Here is an 18747-nt window from a genome sequence, read left to right as displayed (position 1 = left end):
AGAAGAGTTTGAAATAGTGTCTTGATGGAAAAAGAGAGGGCGGGATGTCCTGCCCTCTTAATTCTGCTTCTTTCCGTAATACTTTTCCCACAAATGTGGGGGAGCTAAAAAACATATCTGTCACACGAAAAGTCACACGAATGCTTTCAACCCTTAATTTTACGTGCATTTTAAGGGGTTCGAATCCCATGCTCTCCGCTTTTATAAAACCTCGGAAATACGCTGTTTCCTCAGTAAACATGCGGTTTCCGGGGTTTTTTGTTTCCTGAAAACGGATCACAGAAACCGGAAAAAGGAGTCTTAAAACAGGAGAAATGGTACACGTGTCACACCTGTGACTTTGTGATCTGTCCAAAGTGAGAGTGGGTAAAAAGCTCTGCCTTTTTAAAACTAGTATTAAATACTGCTTGATTTAGAAAATAAAATAGAATATGATTGAGCTGAGGCAAATATATCAGACTGTTGTGCCCTGCCTCCGGACACAGCGCAGAGACGGGAGGTAGCTGTGAATTTTAAAATCAAGGATCCGGGGAGCTTCCTGACACATTTTATTGCAATGCTGCTGTCAATCACGGGGCTGGCGCCGCTTTTATACCGCGTGGCGCAGCATCCGGGCCGTGGAAAGCTGGAGGTCTTCCTCATTTTTTCCGTGAGCTTTATACTTCTCTACGGGGCGAGCTCCGCCTACCATTTCTTTGATATATCCCCGCGGGTGAACCGCGTGCTGAAGAAGCTGGATCACATGATGATTTTTGTTATGATTGCCGGAAGCTACACGCCGGTGTGCCTTGTGGCGCTGGGAAATCGCACCGGCTGGCTCATGCTGCTCGCGGTCTGCGGCATTTCCCTGCTCGGCATGCTCATGAATCTTTTGTGGATCGGCTGTCCTCGCTGGGTGTCCTCTGTAATCTATATCGCACTGGGCTGGGTGTGCGCCTTTTCTCTCACAGAGCTTGTGCGGGTGCTGACCACAGCGGAATTCATACTGCTGCTCTCCGGAGGAATCATCTATACGATAGGAGGCATCATCTATGCTCTGAAGCTGCCGCTGCTCGGCGGGCGTTTTCGCTATTTTGGAAATCATGAGCTCTTTCACGTATTCGTGATGGCGGGCTCTGCCTGCCACTACGGGATGATGCTGTTGCTTGCCTGAGCATGTTCTCTATGATTCTGAAATGAATTCACCACTGAAACAGTCTTTGCGGGAAAAAGCACAGCCGCTGCGTCCAAGATGGACGCAGCGGCTGTGCTTTTTCTTACTCTGCCATTGCTGTGATTACTTCTCGCTCATGTAGGGGTAGACGACTGCCGGAGAGGGAGAGAATGCCTCCTTCACCGCGTGGGCGCTGACCCAGCGGAGGATATTCAGCATGGTTCCGGCCTTATCGTTTGTGCCGGAGGCTCTTGCGCCGCCGAAGGGCTGCTGGCCTACCACAGCGCCGGTGCACTTGTCGTTGATGTAGAAGTTTCCGGAGGAGTTCCGGAGCGCCTTCTCCATCTTTACGATCACCTGGCGATCCTGGGCGAAGATGGCGCCGGTCAGAGCGTAGGGCGATGCGGTGTCGCAGATATGCATGGTCTCATCGAGCTTGTCGTCGTCGTACACATAGACGGAGACGATAGGTCCAAAGATCTCCTGTACCATGGACTCGTAGAGCGGAGAGCTGCAGCGGATCACGGTCGGCTGAACAAACCAGCCCTTGCTGTCGTCGTAGCTGCCGCCTGCGATGATCTCGCAGTCGGGGGAAGCCTTCGCGCGGTCGATGAAGCCCTTGCAGGTCTCAAAGGAAGCCTTGTCAATCACCGCGCCCATGAAGGTGTCAAATTCCTGTACGTCGCCGACCTTCAGGGAAGCCACCTGCTCCTTCACCTTCTTCTCGACCTCCGGCCATATGCTCTTCGGAACAAAGACGCGGGAGCAGGCGGAGCACTTCTGTCCCTGATACTCGAAGGAGCCGCGGACGATCGCTGCGCAGAGCGGATCAATATCAGCTGTGTTGTGTGCAAAAATGTAGTCCTTGCCTCCGGTCTCGCCGACCAGTCTCGGGTAGCAGTGGTAATTCGCGATATTCTCGCCGACCTGCTTCCATACGCCCTGGAACACGCCGGTGGAGCCGGTGAAGTGGAAGCCTGCGAGGTGCGGATCGCTCAGAACATACTTGGAGACATCGCTTCCGGAGCTCGGGATGAAGTTGATGACGCCCTTCGGCAGTCCGCAGTGCATGAGCAGCTTCATATAGTAGTAGTTGGAGAGCACCGCGGTGCGGGACGGCTTCCAGAGTGCCACATTTCCTACGATGGCGGGAGAAGTCGGAAGGTTGCCGCCGATGGAGGTAAAGTTAAAGGGAGAGATGGCGCAGATAAAGCCCTCCAGCGGACGGTAGTCCTGACGGTTCCAGATACCATCGGAGCTTGCGGGCTGCTGCTTGAAGATCTCCTGAGCAGACCAGACGCCGAAGCGCAGGAAGTCTGCGAGCTCTGCGATATCGATCTCTGCCTGGAACGCAGTCTTGGACTGTCCCAGCATGGTGGAGGCGTTCAGTACCTTTCTGTAGGAGCCGGTGATGCAGTCAGCAGCCTTTAAGAAGATTGCGGAGCGGTGCTCCCAGGGCATGGTTTCCCACTCCTCCTTGGCGGCGAGCGCTGCCTCGATCGCGAGCTTCAGCTCTTTCTCACCGGCCATGCAGCACTCTGCGATGATGTGACTATGATCGTGCGGCATGGTGACTTTGATGGTCTTCTCTGTGTAGATCTCCTCGCCGTTGATGATCAGCGGGATCTTTACGATCTGAGAGGACTGGCGCTGAAGCTCCTTCTTCAGCTCCTCGCGCTCCGGACTTCCGGGCATGTACCCCTTGAAGGGATCGTTTGCGGGCCTTTCAATGGTAAAGTAAGCGTTAGGCATGATGATTCTCCTTTCATACTGGTGAAATTACGCGAGTAAAATATGGAACAATTTCATGCTGCTAATATAATAACACTATATCACAATTTTAAAATTTGTAAATTTCATAATGGTATAAAATTATTAAAAATATTTTATGGGGGAATTTTTTGTAAAAAGAGGAGGTTTGGAGTGAATATAATATGAATAAATATGCAAAAATAGAACTGGGAATACATATCGGGAAATGTGAGAAGAGGAAATAATGATGTAGACAGAGCTTCATCTGAGGCAATATATCGCTTGATTTTGTTGAATCAATATAAAAAATATGGGAAAACAGGAGTTATATTGCCACTGAAGTGAATGAATTATATTTGCATGAAATATAGTTTGGGAAACATAACCCTAAGTTTAGCGCTTTTTTATAAAATCTTATTGCATTATTGACAATAATATACACTTTGTTATAATGAACTCAAGTTCGAACCTGAGTACAACGTTATACGATTCTCTTCAGCCTGATACCGTAAGAAAGCAAGATATGGGTTACAAGGAGGAAATGTATGGAAGCTATTAGCAAATTCGTTGACTGGGCAAATGGCCCTATCTGGGGCGTTGGAATGCTGGTTCTGATCGTCGGCTCAGGACTCTACCTGAGCATCGGCATGGGTTTCTTCCAGTTCAGGCATTTCAAGGATATGTGGAGCAGAATCATTGACAAGCAGGACTCTGACAGCGGCATCTCTTCCTTTGCCTCCTTCTGTACGACGATGGCCATGCGTATCGGAACCGGAAACGTGGCCGGCGTCGCGGTGGCGCTCTACAAGGGCGGTCCCGGCGCACTGTTCTGGATGGTGCTCGCGGGCATGACGAACTCCGCGGTGTGCTTTGCAGAGTGTACAGAAGCGGTTATCTTCAAGACCAGAATTGACGGTCAGTACCGCGGCGGCGGCACCTATGCTGCCGAGCGGGGACTCGGCTGGAAGGCCTACGGCGCATTTATGGCGGCAGTCATCATGATCGGCACTGGGGCATTCATGCCGGCGGCGGCTACCTACACGATCTGCGACGGCTTTGAGAACGCGCTCCACATTCCGATGGTTGTCTCTGCGGCAGTGATCGCGTTGGTTATGGCAGTGGTCGTGATCGGCGGCGTCAAGAGAATCAGCCAGGTTGCGGCGACTATCGTGCCGTTCATGACTGTGATCTATCTGGCCTGCACAATCATCATCCTCGTAATGAACATCACCCGTATTCCGGCGGCGATCTCCCTGATTCTTCAGTGCGCATTCAGCAAGCAGGCGCTGATGGGCGGCGGACTCGGAATTGCAATCCAGCAGGGTGTCAAGCGCGGAACTTTCTCCTCTGCCTCCGGCATGGGTGAGGCTTCTCCGACAGCTGCGGCAGCGGAGACGAGCCATCCGGTCAAGCAGGGTATGGCAAATGCGGCGGGCGTATGGCTCGACACGGTTATTGTATGTACGGCTTCCGGTATCATGATGATCCTGACCGGCTGCTACAACACGCAGTTTGGCTTCATCGGCGGCGAGCGCTTCCCGGCACTCCACGAGCAGCTGGTTACACTTGCGGCAGAAAATTACAGCGGTGTCAAGTTTGTGCAGATTGCAGTCTCGACAGTTATGGGTTCCGCAGCTCCGCTCTTTATTGCGGTAATGCTGGCGCTCTTCTCCTTCACCTGCCTGATCAGCTATTACTATGAGGCGGAGACCGGAATGATCTATCTCTTCCAGGGAGATGGCAGGGAGGCGGTTCGCAGAACGGCGACATGGGTGCTCAGAATCGGCATGCCGATCCTGATCTTCATCTGGGGAAATATTGAGAACAGCCTTGCATGGAACCTTTCCGATCTGGCGCTCGGTTTCACAACCTGGGTCAATATGCTTGTAGTTCTGCTCCTGTCCCCGAAGTGCTTTGCGGCATACAAGGATTACGAGGAGCAGATGGCAGCGAAGAAGGATCCGTTCTGGGATCCGCGGAAGTTTGACTGGAAGGGCATCGACAGAGAGATGTGGATGGATGTCAATAAGAAATATATCGAAGCGGAGTCCAAGTGATGCTCCCGCTGCGGTACATCGGCTGATATAAGAGAAAGGGAGCGCCGCCGGAGTCCGGCGGCGCTCCGGTGCGTATACGCTCACACAGGATGGACATGAAATACTCCGCAGCTGAGGCATTTTTACGCGTGATGCGCGATTCACGTTCCGACAGGGCAGGATATTCAGAGAACATGCTGCAGAGGCACTGTGCATACCTGAGAGCACAGGTCTTATCGGATCAGACGGATAGCGCCGCGGAGACGCTGTACGGGAGAGGGACTTTAGCGTAGCAGTGAGGAGAAAAATTCACAAATAATTTACTCCTGTCGGATTGTATTTTCATGCGCTGTGATGTAATATTGAACTAAAGACTAGAACGCAGTCTAGTTTGTGCTTCCGGCGGAGTCCTGTCGCGGAGTGTTTAGGAGATCTGCAGCTCTGGCCGAAGAGGGAGGCGGAAGGTCTTGGCTGAACCGATTATCTTTAATATTCAGAAATTCTCAGTGCATGACGGCGATGGGATACGAACGACGGTGTTTTTTAAGGGATGTCCGCTGCGCTGTCTCTGGTGCCACAATCCGGAGAGTCAGCGGTACAAAAAAGAGCTGGTGTTTCATCACGACAAATGTACGGCCTGCGGGCGCTGTGTCCCGGCATGTCCGAGGCACTGTAATGTGCTGGATACCTCCGGGCCGGAGCTTCGCTTCGACCGCACTGCCTGTGAGACCTGCGGTGCCTGTGAGGAGGTATGTCTCGCCTCGGCACGTGAGGTCTGCGGCGGGAGCTACAGCATGGATGAGCTGGTGAAAAAGGCTGCCCGGGACAAGCTCTTTTACGATCAGTCCGGCGGCGGCGTGACGCTCTCCGGCGGAGAGGTTATGGCCCAGGACATGGATTATGTGGAGGAGCTGTGCAGGCGGCTGCATGAGCAGGGCATACGGGTGTATATCGACACCAGCGGCTGCTGTCCCTATGAGAATCTGAAGCGCGTGCTGCCCTACACCGACATTTTCCTCTATGATATCAAGGCCATGGATCCGGAGGTGCACAGACGCTTTACCGGCGTGGACAATGCGCTGATTCTTGAGAATCTGAAGCGCTTAAGCGACGACGGAGCCGGAATTTATATCCGCATACCCACGGTGGGAGGCGTCAACGCGGACGACAGCTTTATGAATGCGCTGATTGATTTTCTGAAGCAGAACCGGATACGCGTGCAGGAGATCAGCCTTCTGCCCTACCATGATTTCGGAAAGGGAAAGTACGCAAATCTGGATCGCAGCTATGATGAGGAGCTCATGTGGGCGCCGACATCGGAGGAAATGGAACACTTTAAGGACCTGTTTGAAAAGGCAGGTTATGAGCGAATAGCGATAGGAGGATAAAGCAATGGCAGAGAATACAATTGATTTGTCGTTCAACATCACAACCCCCGAGGAGCTTGCAAAGGACAAGGATCGCGGCTGCACACCCCGTCTCAAAAGACTGAGAAAGATCAGCCATGAGACCCAGCCGCATCTGGATCTTGAGAGAGCGCTGATCGAGACTGAGGTCTACAAGCAGTACGAGGGCAAGGTCTCCACGCCGGTGCTGCGCGCCATGGTGCTGAAGGAGTACTTCAGCAAAAAGACGCTCTATCTCGGTGACGATGAGCTGATTGTCGGAGAGAAGGGGCCGATGCCGCAGTGCTCCCCGACCTTCCCGGAGATCATCTGTCACTCCGTCGAGGATATGAAGATCATGAATGACCGTGAGCTCGTGAATTTTGCGGTTACAGAGGAGCAGATCCGTCAGCAGGAGGAGATCATCATCCCCTACTGGAAGGGCAGAGCGACGAGGGATCGTCTCATGGATGCCATGACCGAGGAGTGGAGAAGCTACTACGGCGCGGGTATGTTCACAGAGTTCATGGAGCAGAGAGGCCCCGGCCACACGGCAGGCGGCAAGAACTTCTATATCTATGGCTACGGGGACTATAAGAAGAAGATTGCAAAGACCATAGATGAGCTGGATTTCCTCAGTGATCCTGAGGCCTATGACAAGCTTCAGGAGCTGAAGGCCATGGATATCTGCTGTGACGCTGTGATCATTCTCGGCAGGAGATACCGCGAGCTCGCGCTGGAGAAGGCGGCGGAGTGCAAGGATCCGGTGAGAAAGCAGGAGCTGCTCACAATTGCAGAGAACTGTGCGGTTGTTCCGGAGCACAAGCCGGAGACCTACTGGCAGGCGCTGCAGATGTACTGGTTCACGCATCTCGGTGTCACGCTGGAGCTGAACCCCTGGGATGCGTTCACACCGGGGCGTCTGGATCAGCATTTGAATCCCTTCTATGAGAAGGATACCGCGGCGGGCAGACTGGATGATACGTTGGCGCTCGAGCTTCTGGAGTGCCTGTGGGTGAAGCTCTTCAACTCTCCGGCTCCGGTCAAGGTGGGCGTCACGCTGAAGGAGTCCGGAACTTATGTCGATTTTGCCAATATTAACACCGGCGGCGTGAAGGAGTCCGGAGAGGACGGCGTCAATAAGGTCAGCTACCTGATTCTCGACTGCATGGAGGATATGCGTCAGAATCAGCCGAACTCCAATGTACAGATCTCCAAGAAGACTCCGGATGCGTTCCTGAAGCGGGCCTGCGAGATCGCGCGTCAGGGCTGGGGACAGCCGGCGTTCTACAACACGGACGAGATGATCGAGGAGCTCTTAAACGAGGGCAAATCTCTGGTTGATGCGAGAAATTCCGGCTGCTCCGGCTGCACAGAGACCGGTGCATGGGGCACTGAGGACTATATCCTCACAGGATATCTGAATATTCCGAAGTGCCTGGAGCTCGCTCTGCACAACGGCTACGATCCGGTTTCGAAGCAGCAGCTCGGCCCGAAGACCGGTGCGGTGGAGGATATGAAGTCCTACGACGATGTGTGGCAGGCCTTTAAGGCGCAGCTGGAGCACTGCATTGATGTGAAGCTTCGCGGGAATCAGGTGATAGAGCGCATTTTTGCGGAGATGATGCCGGCTCCCTTCCTCTCTATCTGCACGGACGACTGCATCGCAAAGGGCAAGGACTACAACGCAGGCGGCCCGAGATACAGCACGCGCTTCATCCAGGGCGTCGGCATCAGCGATGTCACGGATGCGCTGGTCTCCATCAAGTACAATGTCTTCGACAAGAAGCGCTTCAGCCTTCCGGAGCTTGTGAAGGCGATGGGCGATGACTACGAGGGACACCCGGAGATCTACAACTATGTCTGCAACAGGACGCCGAAGTACGGAAATGACGATGAGTACGCGGATCAGGTGATGATCGAGGCCTTCAACGAGTACAAGGATTACATCAGCGGAAGACCGACCGTGAACGGCGGAACCTACTACGTTGATATGCTGCCGACCACCTGCCATGTGTACTTCGGTGATGTGATGATTGCAGATGCGGGCGGACGCCACGCGCACAAGCCGCTGGCGGACGGTATCTCCCCGACCAAGGGCGGCGACACCAACGGGCCGACCTCTGTCGTGACCTCCTGCGCGAAGATGGATCAGCGCCACACCGGCGGCTGCCTTCTGAACCAGAAGTTCACACCGGCGGCGCTGGCGGGGCAGAAGGGCATCGACAATCTGGCGGCGCTGGTGCGCTCCTACTTTGAGATGTGGGGACATCATGTGCAGTTCAATGTCATCAGCCGCGAGACCCTGATCGAGGCACAGAAGAATCCGGAGGAGTACAAGGACCTTATCGTCCGTGTCGCGGGCTACAGCGATTACTTTAACAATCTGGATGAGAAGCTCCAGAACGAGATCATCGAGAGAACGGAGCAGGACTTCGGCTGATGCCGGAGTGGGGCACTGAGGCCGTGAAGGCGGTGCATCGCGATCTGCACTGGAAGCACGGAAGAAGGGTCGCTGCGCATTCTTTCTTATGACAAAAGGGCAGCGGGCCGATGGGAAACCATCCGCCCGCTGCCCTTTTAATGGTACACCCGCTTCATTCCGAATCAATCCGCTGCACAGAGGATTTACACCGGCGCGAGGCGATGATACACTCGTATTAGTAAGCTGATGCAATATATTATTATGCGAGAGGAGACCAGCTATGTATCGTCCAAAGCGAGATATGGAAGGCAGACCGGAGCATGCGCCGGAGACGGTTCAGAGACCGCCTGGGGGAGGCGGCAGCAGAGGGGGAATGCCCTTTTTTATGAAGCTGCTGTTGTTTCTGCTGCTCTCTCTGGCGCTGGGCTTTGTGGGAGGCGGCGCTTTCTCCATGTGGAAGCTGATGCGCTCTGAGGAGAGGGTGGCAGGCCGGGAGGAGCAGAGGCAGAAGGAGGCCGAAAAGCAGAAGGGGGGCCGGTTTACAGGAGAGGCAAAGCCGGCTGCTGCAGAGGTGATGGCGCTCTGCCGACCGACACTGTTTGACGGCATTACACTGCTGCATAGCGAGAATCGGCCGGCTGTACCGGAAGTTTCTCTGAATCCGGATTTTTCGAACGTCATAAATGCAAACCACAGTGGTCTGCAAATGAGTGAAGGGCAGCGTGAGCTGCTTGGACAGAATTATTTTCTGGTGGCGCCTTCCAGCTATGACGAATTTTTTGAGGTCTATGAGTGGAATCGCTACAGATATATTCCGAATTTTGTCACTGTGGATTCCATGATGCATACCTATCATCTGTATTTCATGCGGCTCATGAAGAACACAGAGCGGGAATACCTTGCACCGGAACTGACCCGGCTTTCTGCTGACATGCTGGAGAGGAGCGGCGCACAGCTTGAGACGCTGCGAGGCACAGAGTGGGAGGCAGCTGCAAAGCTGAACACCCTTTTCTTCGGCGTAGCTTCTGAGCTGATGGAAGCGGGAGGAGACATTCCGGCGGAGCTGCGGGAACAGGTGGAGGAACAGCTCAATCATGTGCGGGAAGCAGACGGGATATATCCCTCCCTCACGGGAGACCCCGAAGATTTCTCCCAGTATATGCCGCGCGGATACTATGCGGGCGATGTGCAGCTGGAGAAATATTTCCGGGCGATGATGTGGTATGGAAGGCTGAACTTCGCGCAGAGCAAGGAAGTGCTTGACCGCGCCGCGCTTCTTATGACGCTTGCCCTGAGAGAGAACGGGCTTTCCGGCTGGGAGAGCCTTTATACCGTGACGAGCTTCTTCGCCGGAAGCAGCGATGACAACGGATATTATGAGTACGAACCGCTGATTGAAGCTGCATATGGAGAGCAGGCCGAGCTCACTCAGCTGATCGGAAATGAGCAGGGCTGGAGCAAGTTCCACGAGCTGACAAAGATGGCAGAGCCGCCAAAGATTAATTCCGTATTTACAGATGAGAGAAATACCGGAGAGGCGCAGGAGAATGTTCACACCCTTATCAACCGCACTCTGCATGATAGAAATACCGGAGAGGCGCGGGAGAATGAGATACGTGGCTTCCGCTTTATGGGACAGCGCTTTTCCGCAGATGAGGTGATCCTTCAGAAGCTGATGTATAACGAGGTGCAGGAGATAAACGGAGAGAAGAGAGATCTGCCCTCCGGGCTTGATGTTCCGGCGGCCTTTGGCTCAGATGCGGCACTGAATATTCTGAGAGCAGCAGGGGAAGACCGCTTCCCCGGATACACGGAACATATGGAACGGCTGCGCAGGGATCTCGCTGCGGCAGGGGATGACTTCTGGAACGCAAGTTTGTACAGCCGCTGGCTGTATACGCTGCGTCCGCTGCTGGAGAACAAGAATGGTGGCTACCCGCTCTTCATGCAGAGCGAGGAGTGGAACAGGAAGAATCTTCAGAGCTTTCTCGGAAGCTATACGGAGCTGAAGCACGATACTGTGCTGTACGCAAAGCAGGTGATGGTGGAAATGGGAAGCGATGATCCGCCGCTCCTGGATGACCGGGGCTATGTGGAGCCGGAGCCGGAGCTCTGGGGCCGCCTTTACACGCTGTCAGAGGCGACGGAGAGCGGACTGGAGCGCTATGGGATTCTCGGCGAGAGTGATAAAAACAATCTGAACCTGTTGAAACAGCTGATCGGGCAGCTCCGGACAATCTCGGAAAAGGAGCTTGCGGATACACCCCGGACGGATGCGGAATATGAGCTGATCCGAACCTACGGGGGCCAGATCGAGCATTTCTGGAGAGAAGTATATCAGGAAGAAGCGGAAGCAGCGGGTACAGGTCTATATACACGGAACTTTCCGTCGGCCCTGATCACCGATGTAGCGACCGGCTATGGCAGAGTTCTGGAGCTTGGCACCGGGGAGTGCGCATGCATCTATGTGCTGGTACCAATAGACGGCTCTCTCCGCATTGCGGTGGGAAGTGTCTACAGCTACTATGAATTCCCGTATGACAGGCGGCTGACCGACGAGGAGTGGCGTATTATGATGGGACTGCAGCAGGATGCATCCGGAGTCTACCGAAACAGTGGGCAGCTTTCACAGCCGGAGTGGACGCAGAGCTTTACCCGTGACTGGAACTGGTGAGATGAGACGGGCAGAGAGCCGGCAGCGCGGGTGCAGAAGGGCTGCTGCGGGAGTGTTCGCAGCGCTCCTTCTCCTGCTGCCGGCATGGCTGCTTTCAGGCTGTACTGCTGTTGTGCCGCGCAGGGAAGCAGCACAAGCTGCAGAACGATCTGCGGCACAGGATATCATGCAGGCGGATGCCGCTGTGCAGAAGCTGCTGATGGAGCGTGAGACTGACGCTCTGCTTCCTCCGTGGATACAGTGGCATGAAAAGGAGCTGCGAATTTTACCGGGGGAAGGACAGGAGGGGACGGCAAAACTCCATCAGCAGCGCTTCTCTCTGTATCTGCACAGGGACGGAGCGGAGAGGGCGGCGAAATATGATGCTGACAGCAGCCTCCGCCTGAATTCGGGCGAGGGGGATAGCTGTATCTTTGAGAGCGAGAAGAGCTGGAAGGTATCGGATATGCAGCTTGGAGATATAGACGGGGACGGGCAGCCGGAGCTGCTCCTTTTGGTCTGGAAGCGGGGAAGCTTCGGAAATCACTTGCCCTTCTGGATAGAAAAGAATGATGAGGATTACTCCCAGCATGTCTTTATCTATCGCTTTGAGCAGGGAGCGCTCCGCTCCATGTGGATGTCGTCGGCCAGCAGCATTCCGATCCGGGATTGGAGTCTCGATGAGAGCGGAAGACTGTCCGTGCAGCAGCCGGATGGGAGAGAGAGCTACTTTGTGTGGAGCGGATTTGGGCTGAAGCTCGTGGAAGAGGAAAGGACGGAGACAGAGCTTGCAGCAGCAGGTGTACCGCGTGGTGAGATGCCCGGTCGGAACCCGCTGCTGCATGCGGGTTTCAGAGAGCAGAGCAGCAGACTGACTCTGCTCGCGGTCGGCGACAATCTGATTCATGCCGGCATTTACAGGAATGCCTTTGACCCGGAGACAGGCAGCTATGACTTCTCCCCGCTCTATGCGCATGTCCGCGAGCGGATTCAGGAATATGATTTGGCAGCAGTCAATCAGGAAACGATTTTTATAGAGGACAGGAGCCGTTACAGTGATTTCCCCAATTTCGCCTCCCCGGTGGAGGTCGGAAGCGCACTCGCCGGGGCAGGCTTTCAGATCGTCACGGCTGCAAATAATCACAGCCTCGATCAGGGAACAGAGGGGATAGAGGACACACTGCAATTCTGGAAGAATCATCCAGAGGTCTGCGTGCTAGGTCTCCATGAGTCGGAGAAGGAGGCGGGAGAGATCCGGTATCTGAGGAAAAATGGGATCTGCCTCGCCCTGTTTAACTACAGTTATGGGCTGAACGGCAGGCGGCTGCCCGAGGGAGAGGAGTGGAGGGTTGATCTGCTTTCCGAAAAGCAGAAGCTCCTTGAAGCACTGGCAGTTGCGGAGCGCGAGGCAGACCTTTCGATCTGTTTCCTGCACATAGGAGAGGAGTATGCCCCGGAGCCTACGGAGGAGCAGAAGGCCTGGATACGGGAGCTGGCAGATGCAGGAGCAGATCTGATACTCTGCACGCATCCGCATGTGCTGCAGCCCTATGGTAGAGTCAGAACAGAGGCCGGGAATACCGCAGTGGTGTTTTGCAGTCTGGGAAATTTTATCTCAAATCAGGACAGACCGGAGACGGTGCTCGGGGGAGCTGCGAGCATTACGATTACAAAGACCTGGGATGAAATGGAAGCAAATGCAGCATCAGCCGCAGCCTTGGATGTGACTGATGCAAAAATGCAGCAGGAGAAGCAGGGGAGAACAGTGGTCTCAGAGTATGAACTACTTCCGCTGATCTGCCACTGGGGGAAAGGAAAGACCGAGGTTTATTTTCTTTCGGACTACACAGATGAACTTGCAGCACAGCATGTTATCAGCAGGCGCGGAGAAGCGCTCTCGCTGAAGAAGCTGTGGGAGAGCTTTGAGAGATACCGGGAGAAGCAGGAACTGCATTTCTGAGCCGCGAACGCACAGAGGAAAGGAAGAGGGGAATGGGGAGAAAAAACATAACCAAGGCAAAGATCACAAAGGCGGCCTGGAAGCTCTTCAGTGAGAAGGGCTATGAGGCCACGACAATTGATGATATTGTGGCGCTCTCAGAGAGCTCAAAGGGAAGCTTTTATCACTACTTCAGCGGGAAGGATGCACTGCTTGCCTCTCTGCATGAAATCTTTGATGCAAAGTACGAGGAAGTCATGCAGACACTGGATCCTGAGATGAACAGCTATGATAAGCTGCTCTATCTCTGCTACTGTGTACACGACATGATAGAGCAGGATATTCCGCTGGGATTGCTTGCCTACCTCTATTCCTCGCAGGTGGTCACGAAGGGGGACAAGCATCTTCTGAATCAAAACCGCTTCTACTACCGCATGGTGACCCATTTGGTTGACGAAGGGCAGCGGCGCGGCCAGATCATCACCAGCATGCCCTACTATGAGGTTGCGCATCTCTACTCCATCTGTGAGCGGGCTATCATCTATGACTACTGCATTTGTGATGGAAGCTACTCTCTGGGAGAACAGACGCGGAGGCTCATGCCTATACTCTTCGGTCATGTGCGCGTGCCTGAAGCGGGGGAAAAGCGTCCGGCGGAGGGCGACGTGTGAGGTGATTCCCGCAGAAGGAGTGCGGAAATGTAAGTGAGGCACAGGCTAAAACAGGACGAAGGAGAAGGCATATGATTTGCAAAAATTGCGGGGAGTCGCTGCCGGACGGCGCGAAGTTTTGCACAGAATGTGGAAAACAGCTGGAGGAAGCGCGGACAGAGGATGTAGGAGGCGCTTACGCAAAGGGTACAGATGCAAAGAAAGCGCCGCTTGATAAAAGTCCGACAGTCTGGATTGCGGCAGCAGCTCTGTGCGTTATATTTGTTGCCATCGGAGCAGTGGCAGGTATGAATTATTTGAAGTCCGCCATGAGCAGACCCTCCGGAACCTTGGCCAATGTGGGACGCGGTCAGAGCGCTCCGTCCCGTACCTCCGGCGGCGGAGCTTCTGCGGCGAGTCAGGGGAGCGCGGAAGAGAGACAGAGCGCTGTGGGAGAGAGTCCGGAAGAGCAGCCGGGGACACAATTTGCGTTCAGGCAGCTTACGGGGGAAGAGGAAAGCCTGAAGAATCAGATTGTGGGCTGCAATTCCGGTGTGAATGATACACTCAGCCTGGACAGCTATGATGATAACTATGCGCCCGGCGCGCGCAATGCGGAATACACCTGGGATCAAAGTGTGTTCTATGCACTGGAGGGATATGAGAATCACAGTGGCTATGCCAATAAGAATCTGTGCACGCTGATGAGGAGGCAGTGGATCAGACAGGCCACCGGCAATAAGATCGAATATGAAATTTATAAAAATCCGTATTCCGATGTCATTAACAAGATTATCAGTATTGAGTACCTGAATCAGGGGCTGGAGGTCATGGAGTATTACTACACAAACGATGCGAAGGTGAGCTTTGTGTACAAGTACTATACGGATAATTATGTTTCCTCTCATGCGACGCCGGACAAATCCGGTGAGAGATTTCTCTTTCATAACGACTGTCTCGTCACCTGGCGCATCATAAATGGAAGTGATATCAGAAACCATATTCTCGGAGCCGCTGAGGCAAGACGGATGAAAAATCAGTTTAATTCCAGGACTATGATCTATTACAGCTCGCTGTCGGAGGCAGACCGGGCAAGCTTTGATGCAGCGGAGAGAAATATCATCAATGCGGCGTATAATACCTATCAGCTTGTACAGAATCAGGAGGGTATCACGCAGATCAAGGGAAATGTGTTCGATTCGGCGGGCAATCCTGTGGCAGGCAGTCAGGTGACACTGTGCACCTCGGACTTCCGGGGAGCTCTTTATGATGCCACGACGAACGGAAATGGTGAGTACTCGATCAATGTTCCCATGAGGGAATACAGCTATAATCTGAAGATATCGCAGGCGGCACACAAGGACTGTCTCCTGTATGCACTGCATACGGGAGACGGCGCACTGGAGCTCTTTGTTGACAGTGCTTATCTGTTTGATGTAAATGAGGACAAGGCCGGAGTGAGGGTGATACTGGGAGATGCACTCAACTATAATACCAGTGGCAGCGGTATGCAGCCGCTTTCGGGCGCCGAGGTGAACATCAGGGAGGGACTCAATAATCGCAGTGGAGATGTCTTCTCGAGCCTGGTTTCCGGAGTGGATGGAAGCGTTGAGCTCAGCCTTCCGACCGGCGGATATACCATGGAGGTTCAGGCGCCGGGTTATGAAAACATGTACTATGACTTTATCGCAAATGCGTTCAAGGATATGAATGTATATGAATTCTACGCGACACCGAAGATGAACAGCGGTGAGTACAGAGTGGTTCTGAGCTGGGGAGAGCGCCCGTATGATCTGGATTCGCATCTCTTCTCGGTGGTGGGCGGAAGAGCAGATCATGTCTGGTACTGCAATATGCGCGACGGAGCGGACAATGAGCTCGATGTGGATGATCAATCTTCATACGGACCGGAGACGGTTACAATCAAGGCGTACAACAGCAATGATTATTACAAGTACTGTGTGACGGATTACACCAATCTCCGGGAATATCGCTTTGACAGCTATGAAATGTCATATTCCAATGCAAGAGTGGATGTGTATTCGGAAAATGGTCTTATTGCTACCTTCCATGTGCCGACAGCGGTACCCGGCACGGTGTGGGAGGTGTTTGAGATGCGAAACGGAAGCATCAACCCTATACAGCGCTACTATAAGGATGCGGAAAATACCGAATGGTGGCTTTATTAAGAGCAGGGAAAGGGAAGTGCTGATCAAGGGATCGCTGGAGCCTCTGGGTTTCAGCGATTCATTTGATATCATTCAGAAGGAAAGGATGAAGGAGATGCAGGAGAAGAGATGCGCAGAGGGGGCTGAAGCGGAGCAGTTCAGGGAAAGCGCCGGTGAGAACACAGATGCGGGATATATTGAGATCAGGGGTGCCTCGGAGAACAATCTGAGGGAGGTTTCGCTCCGCATCCCGAAGAAGAAAATCACGGTATTCACCGGTGTCTCCGGTTCCGGAAAATCCTCGCTCTGCCTCGATACCATAGCGGCGGCCTCCCGGCGTGAGCTGAATGCGACCTTTCCAAGCTTTGTGCAGCAGTTTCTTCCAAAGTACGGCAGACCGAAGGTAGAGCAGGTTGAGAATCTTCCGGTGACCATTGTGATCGATCAGAAGAAGCCGGCGGCGAATTCTCGCTCCACAGTCGGAACCTATACGGATATCTATGCGCTGCTGCGGCTCCTCTATTCCCGCGTGGGGCAGCCCTTTGTCGGCTACTCGGATACCTTCTCCTTCAACCATCCCGCAGGGAGCTGTGAGCGCTGTGACGGGCTGGGCTTTGTGCGGGATCTGGATATTCATAAGCTGGTGGATTTCGACAAGTGCCTGAATGATGAGGGGGTCATCAATTATCCGGCCTTTACCACCGGCGCCTGGCGCTGGAAGCGCTACGCCTACAGCGGACTCTTTGATCTGAATAAAAAGATACGCGACTACTCGCCCGAGGAGCTGGAGCTCTTTCTCTATTCTCCGCAGATACGGCTCAAAAACCCGCCCGCGAACTGGCCGAAGACCGCAAAATTTGAGGGCATCTATCCCCGCATGTACCGCAGCATCATTAATTCCAGGGAGGGAGAGGTCTACAAAAAATATCTGGATGGAATGCTTCACGAGCACAGCTGCCCGGTCTGCGGCGGGAGTCGCCTGAACGAGCGGGTGCGGAGCTGTAAGATACTGGGGAAAAATATCGCGGAGCTCTGTGAGCTGCCAATTCCGGAGGCGGCGGAGTTTGTGCAGCGCATTGAGGATCCTCTGGCGGTGGATCTGAAGCGCGAGATTACAAAACGGCTCTCTGCGCTGACAGAGATAGGGTTGGGTTATCTCTCTCTGTCCCGCGGAACAGACACGCTCTCCGGCGGAGAGGCACAGCGCATCAAGATAGCCCGCTACATCAACTCTCCGCTCACAGATATGCTCTATGTGCTGGATGAGCCAAGTGTGGGTCTGCATCCAAAGGATATACAGAATCTCAAAAACTCCCTGAAAAAGCTGAAGGCACACGGAAATACCGTGCTCATTGTGGAGCATCACCGGGAGATCATCCGACTTGCGGATCACATCGTGGATATGGGGCCGGGAGCAGGAATTTCCGGTGGGAATATCATGTATGAGGGGAGCTATGAGGGGCTGCTGCGCTCGGATACGCTGACGGGCCAGATGCTCCGGGAGCGCCTCCCGATGAGGCAGAGCTGTCGGAGACCGCGGGACTGGTACACACTCTCACACGCAGAGCTTCATAATCTCAGGGATCTCACGCTCCGGCTTCCGCTGGGGGTGCTCACAGTGATCGTAGGCGTGGCCGGATCCGGGAAGAGCTCTCTCATGGAGGCTTTTCGCGGGAGCTATGAGAGGGATCATGCGGGCAGAAATGAAATCATTATGATACAGCAGAAGAGTATCGGAATCAATCTACGCTCCACGCCCGCAACCTATCTGGAGATTGCAGATGCGATACGTGCGCTCTTTGCGAAGGAAAATCACGTGAGTGCCTCCTGGTTCAGCTTTAACTCAAAGGGGGCCTGCCCGCTCTGTAAGGGCAAGGGCATCATCGTCTCCGACATGGCCTACATGGATTCCATAGAGACTGTCTGTGAATCCTGTCATGGGAGCCGCTATTCCGAAGAGGCTCTGCGCTACCGGTTTCGCGGAAAGAATATTGCGGAGGTCATGGGGATGACGGTAAATCAGGCGAGAGCCTTCTTTCAGGATAAGATATTTGCAGAGAAGCTCGATGTGCTGATTCGTGTCGGTCTGGGGTATCTTAAGCTGGATCAGTCCATGACGACCCTCTCAGGCGGAGAATTGCAGCGTGTGAAGCTTGCGAGTCAGCTGGAAGAGAGAGGCAGAATATTTGTGATTGATGAGCCGACGGACGGACTGCACCTGAATGATATACGGCGCCTGATGGGGCTTTTTCAGCGCATGGTGGACAATGGCAATACGCTCTTTGTGATTGAGCACAGTCTGGATGTCATGAAGCAGGCGGATTATATCATCGAGATGGGGCCGGGCGGTGGAATGGACGGAGGGGACTGCCTTTTTGCGGGAACTGCGGCAGAGCTTCTGAGGAGTGGAAACAGCATCACGGCTCCCTATCTTGCAAAAGAGCTGTGAGCGAATGCATGCCGGCTATCTGGGAGTTTCATTGGCTTGGAAGAGGTGAATGGAGAATTCACGCATATATAGATTGCGCTGCACTGTTTAAGTATTATAATGATACATAAGCATCAGCGATTTACCGCGCAAACACT

Annotated in this window: 11 protein-coding genes; 9 read left to right on the top strand and 2 right to left on the bottom strand. The window is 53.8% G+C overall.

Annotated elements, in window-relative coordinates; all coding sequences use genetic code 11:
• A partial coding sequence (locus J2S20_RS09205) for a hypothetical protein (protein ID WP_307255134.1) occupies nucleotides 1-241 on the bottom strand: 241 nt, incomplete at its 3' end.
• A 264-nt stretch (nucleotides 242-505) separates the two neighbouring features.
• On the opposite strand from J2S20_RS09205, the gene trhA reads away from it, so the two are divergent.
• Nucleotides 506-1153, top strand: a complete 648-nt coding sequence (trhA, locus tag J2S20_RS09200; protein ID WP_307255132.1) for a PAQR family membrane homeostasis protein TrhA — start codon at nucleotides 506-508, stop codon at nucleotides 1151-1153.
• 123 nt (nucleotides 1154-1276) lie between these two features.
• Here the strand turns inward: trhA and pruA are convergent, their stop codons facing one another.
• Complete coding sequence (gene pruA, locus J2S20_RS09195; protein ID WP_307255130.1) at nucleotides 1277-2905, bottom strand: L-glutamate gamma-semialdehyde dehydrogenase; 1629 nt, start codon at nucleotides 2903-2905, stop codon at nucleotides 1277-1279.
• Between the two features lie 545 nt (nucleotides 2906-3450).
• Between pruA and J2S20_RS09190 the strand changes: the two genes are divergently transcribed.
• The 8 genes from J2S20_RS09190 (at nucleotide 3451) to J2S20_RS09155 (ending at nucleotide 18610) form a co-directional block, all read left to right on the top strand.
• Entirely contained in the window at nucleotides 3451-4962 is a 1512-nt protein-coding gene (locus J2S20_RS09190) for an alanine/glycine:cation symporter family protein (RefSeq protein WP_307255128.1), read from the top strand.
• A 446-nt stretch (nucleotides 4963-5408) separates the two neighbouring features.
• Nucleotides 5409-6329, top strand: a complete 921-nt coding sequence (locus tag J2S20_RS09185; protein ID WP_307255126.1) for a glycyl-radical enzyme activating protein — start codon at nucleotides 5409-5411, stop codon at nucleotides 6327-6329.
• 4 nt (nucleotides 6330-6333) lie between these two features.
• Nucleotides 6334-8769, top strand: coding sequence for a trans-4-hydroxy-L-proline dehydratase (hypD, locus tag J2S20_RS09180; protein WP_307255124.1), 2436 nt, complete (start codon nucleotides 6334-6336; stop codon nucleotides 8767-8769).
• A 262-nt stretch (nucleotides 8770-9031) separates the two neighbouring features.
• Nucleotides 9032-11425 carry a DUF3160 domain-containing protein gene (locus J2S20_RS09175; RefSeq protein ID WP_307255122.1) on the top strand — a complete coding sequence of 798 codons (2394 nt, stop codon included), beginning with the start codon at nucleotides 9032-9034 and terminating at the stop codon, nucleotides 11423-11425.
• Nucleotide 11426: 1 nt separating this feature from the next.
• Nucleotides 11427-13364, top strand: a complete 1938-nt coding sequence (locus J2S20_RS09170) for a CapA family protein (protein WP_307255120.1) — start codon at nucleotides 11427-11429, stop codon at nucleotides 13362-13364.
• Between the two features lie 32 nt (nucleotides 13365-13396).
• A complete protein-coding gene (locus J2S20_RS09165; protein WP_106611399.1) occupies nucleotides 13397-14014 on the top strand; it encodes a TetR/AcrR family transcriptional regulator in 618 nt (205 codons plus the stop codon).
• A gap of 71 nt (nucleotides 14015-14085) precedes the next feature.
• Entirely contained in the window at nucleotides 14086-16182 is a 2097-nt protein-coding gene (locus tag J2S20_RS09160) for a zinc-ribbon domain-containing protein (protein WP_307255118.1), read from the top strand.
• Nucleotides 16151-18610 (top strand): excinuclease ABC subunit UvrA, encoded by a 2460-nt coding sequence (locus J2S20_RS09155; RefSeq protein ID WP_307255116.1) that lies wholly within the window; start codon nucleotides 16151-16153, stop codon nucleotides 18608-18610. Before J2S20_RS09160 ends, J2S20_RS09155 begins: the two co-directional genes overlap by 32 nt.
• Nucleotides 18611-18747 lie beyond the last annotated feature (137 nt).

The sequence above is a fragment of the Moryella indoligenes genome (genome assembly GCF_030812885.1).
GTDB lineage: Bacteria > Bacillota > Clostridia > Lachnospirales > Lachnospiraceae > Moryella > Moryella indoligenes.
The sequence above is the reverse complement of the archived record's forward strand: the minus strand, read 5'-3'. Positions and strand labels throughout refer to the sequence as shown.

Coding starts and splice junctions, on each gene's coding strand:
- pruA (WP_307255130.1), bottom strand. CDS start 2,905: ATGCCTAACGCTTACTTTACCATTGAAAGGCCCGCAAACGATCCCTTC.
- J2S20_RS09190 (WP_307255128.1), top strand. CDS start 3,451: ATGGAAGCTATTAGCAAATTCGTTGACTGGGCAAATGGCCCTATCTGG.
- hypD (WP_307255124.1), top strand. CDS start 6,334: ATGGCAGAGAATACAATTGATTTGTCGTTCAACATCACAACCCCCGAG.
- J2S20_RS09175 (WP_307255122.1), top strand. CDS start 9,032: ATGTATCGTCCAAAGCGAGATATGGAAGGCAGACCGGAGCATGCGCCG.
- J2S20_RS09170 (WP_307255120.1), top strand. CDS start 11,427: ATGAGACGGGCAGAGAGCCGGCAGCGCGGGTGCAGAAGGGCTGCTGCG.
- J2S20_RS09165 (WP_106611399.1), top strand. CDS start 13,397: ATGGGGAGAAAAAACATAACCAAGGCAAAGATCACAAAGGCGGCCTGG.
- J2S20_RS09160 (WP_307255118.1), top strand. CDS start 14,086: ATGATTTGCAAAAATTGCGGGGAGTCGCTGCCGGACGGCGCGAAGTTT.
- J2S20_RS09155 (WP_307255116.1), top strand. CDS start 16,151: ATGCGGAAAATACCGAATGGTGGCTTTATTAAGAGCAGGGAAAGGGAA.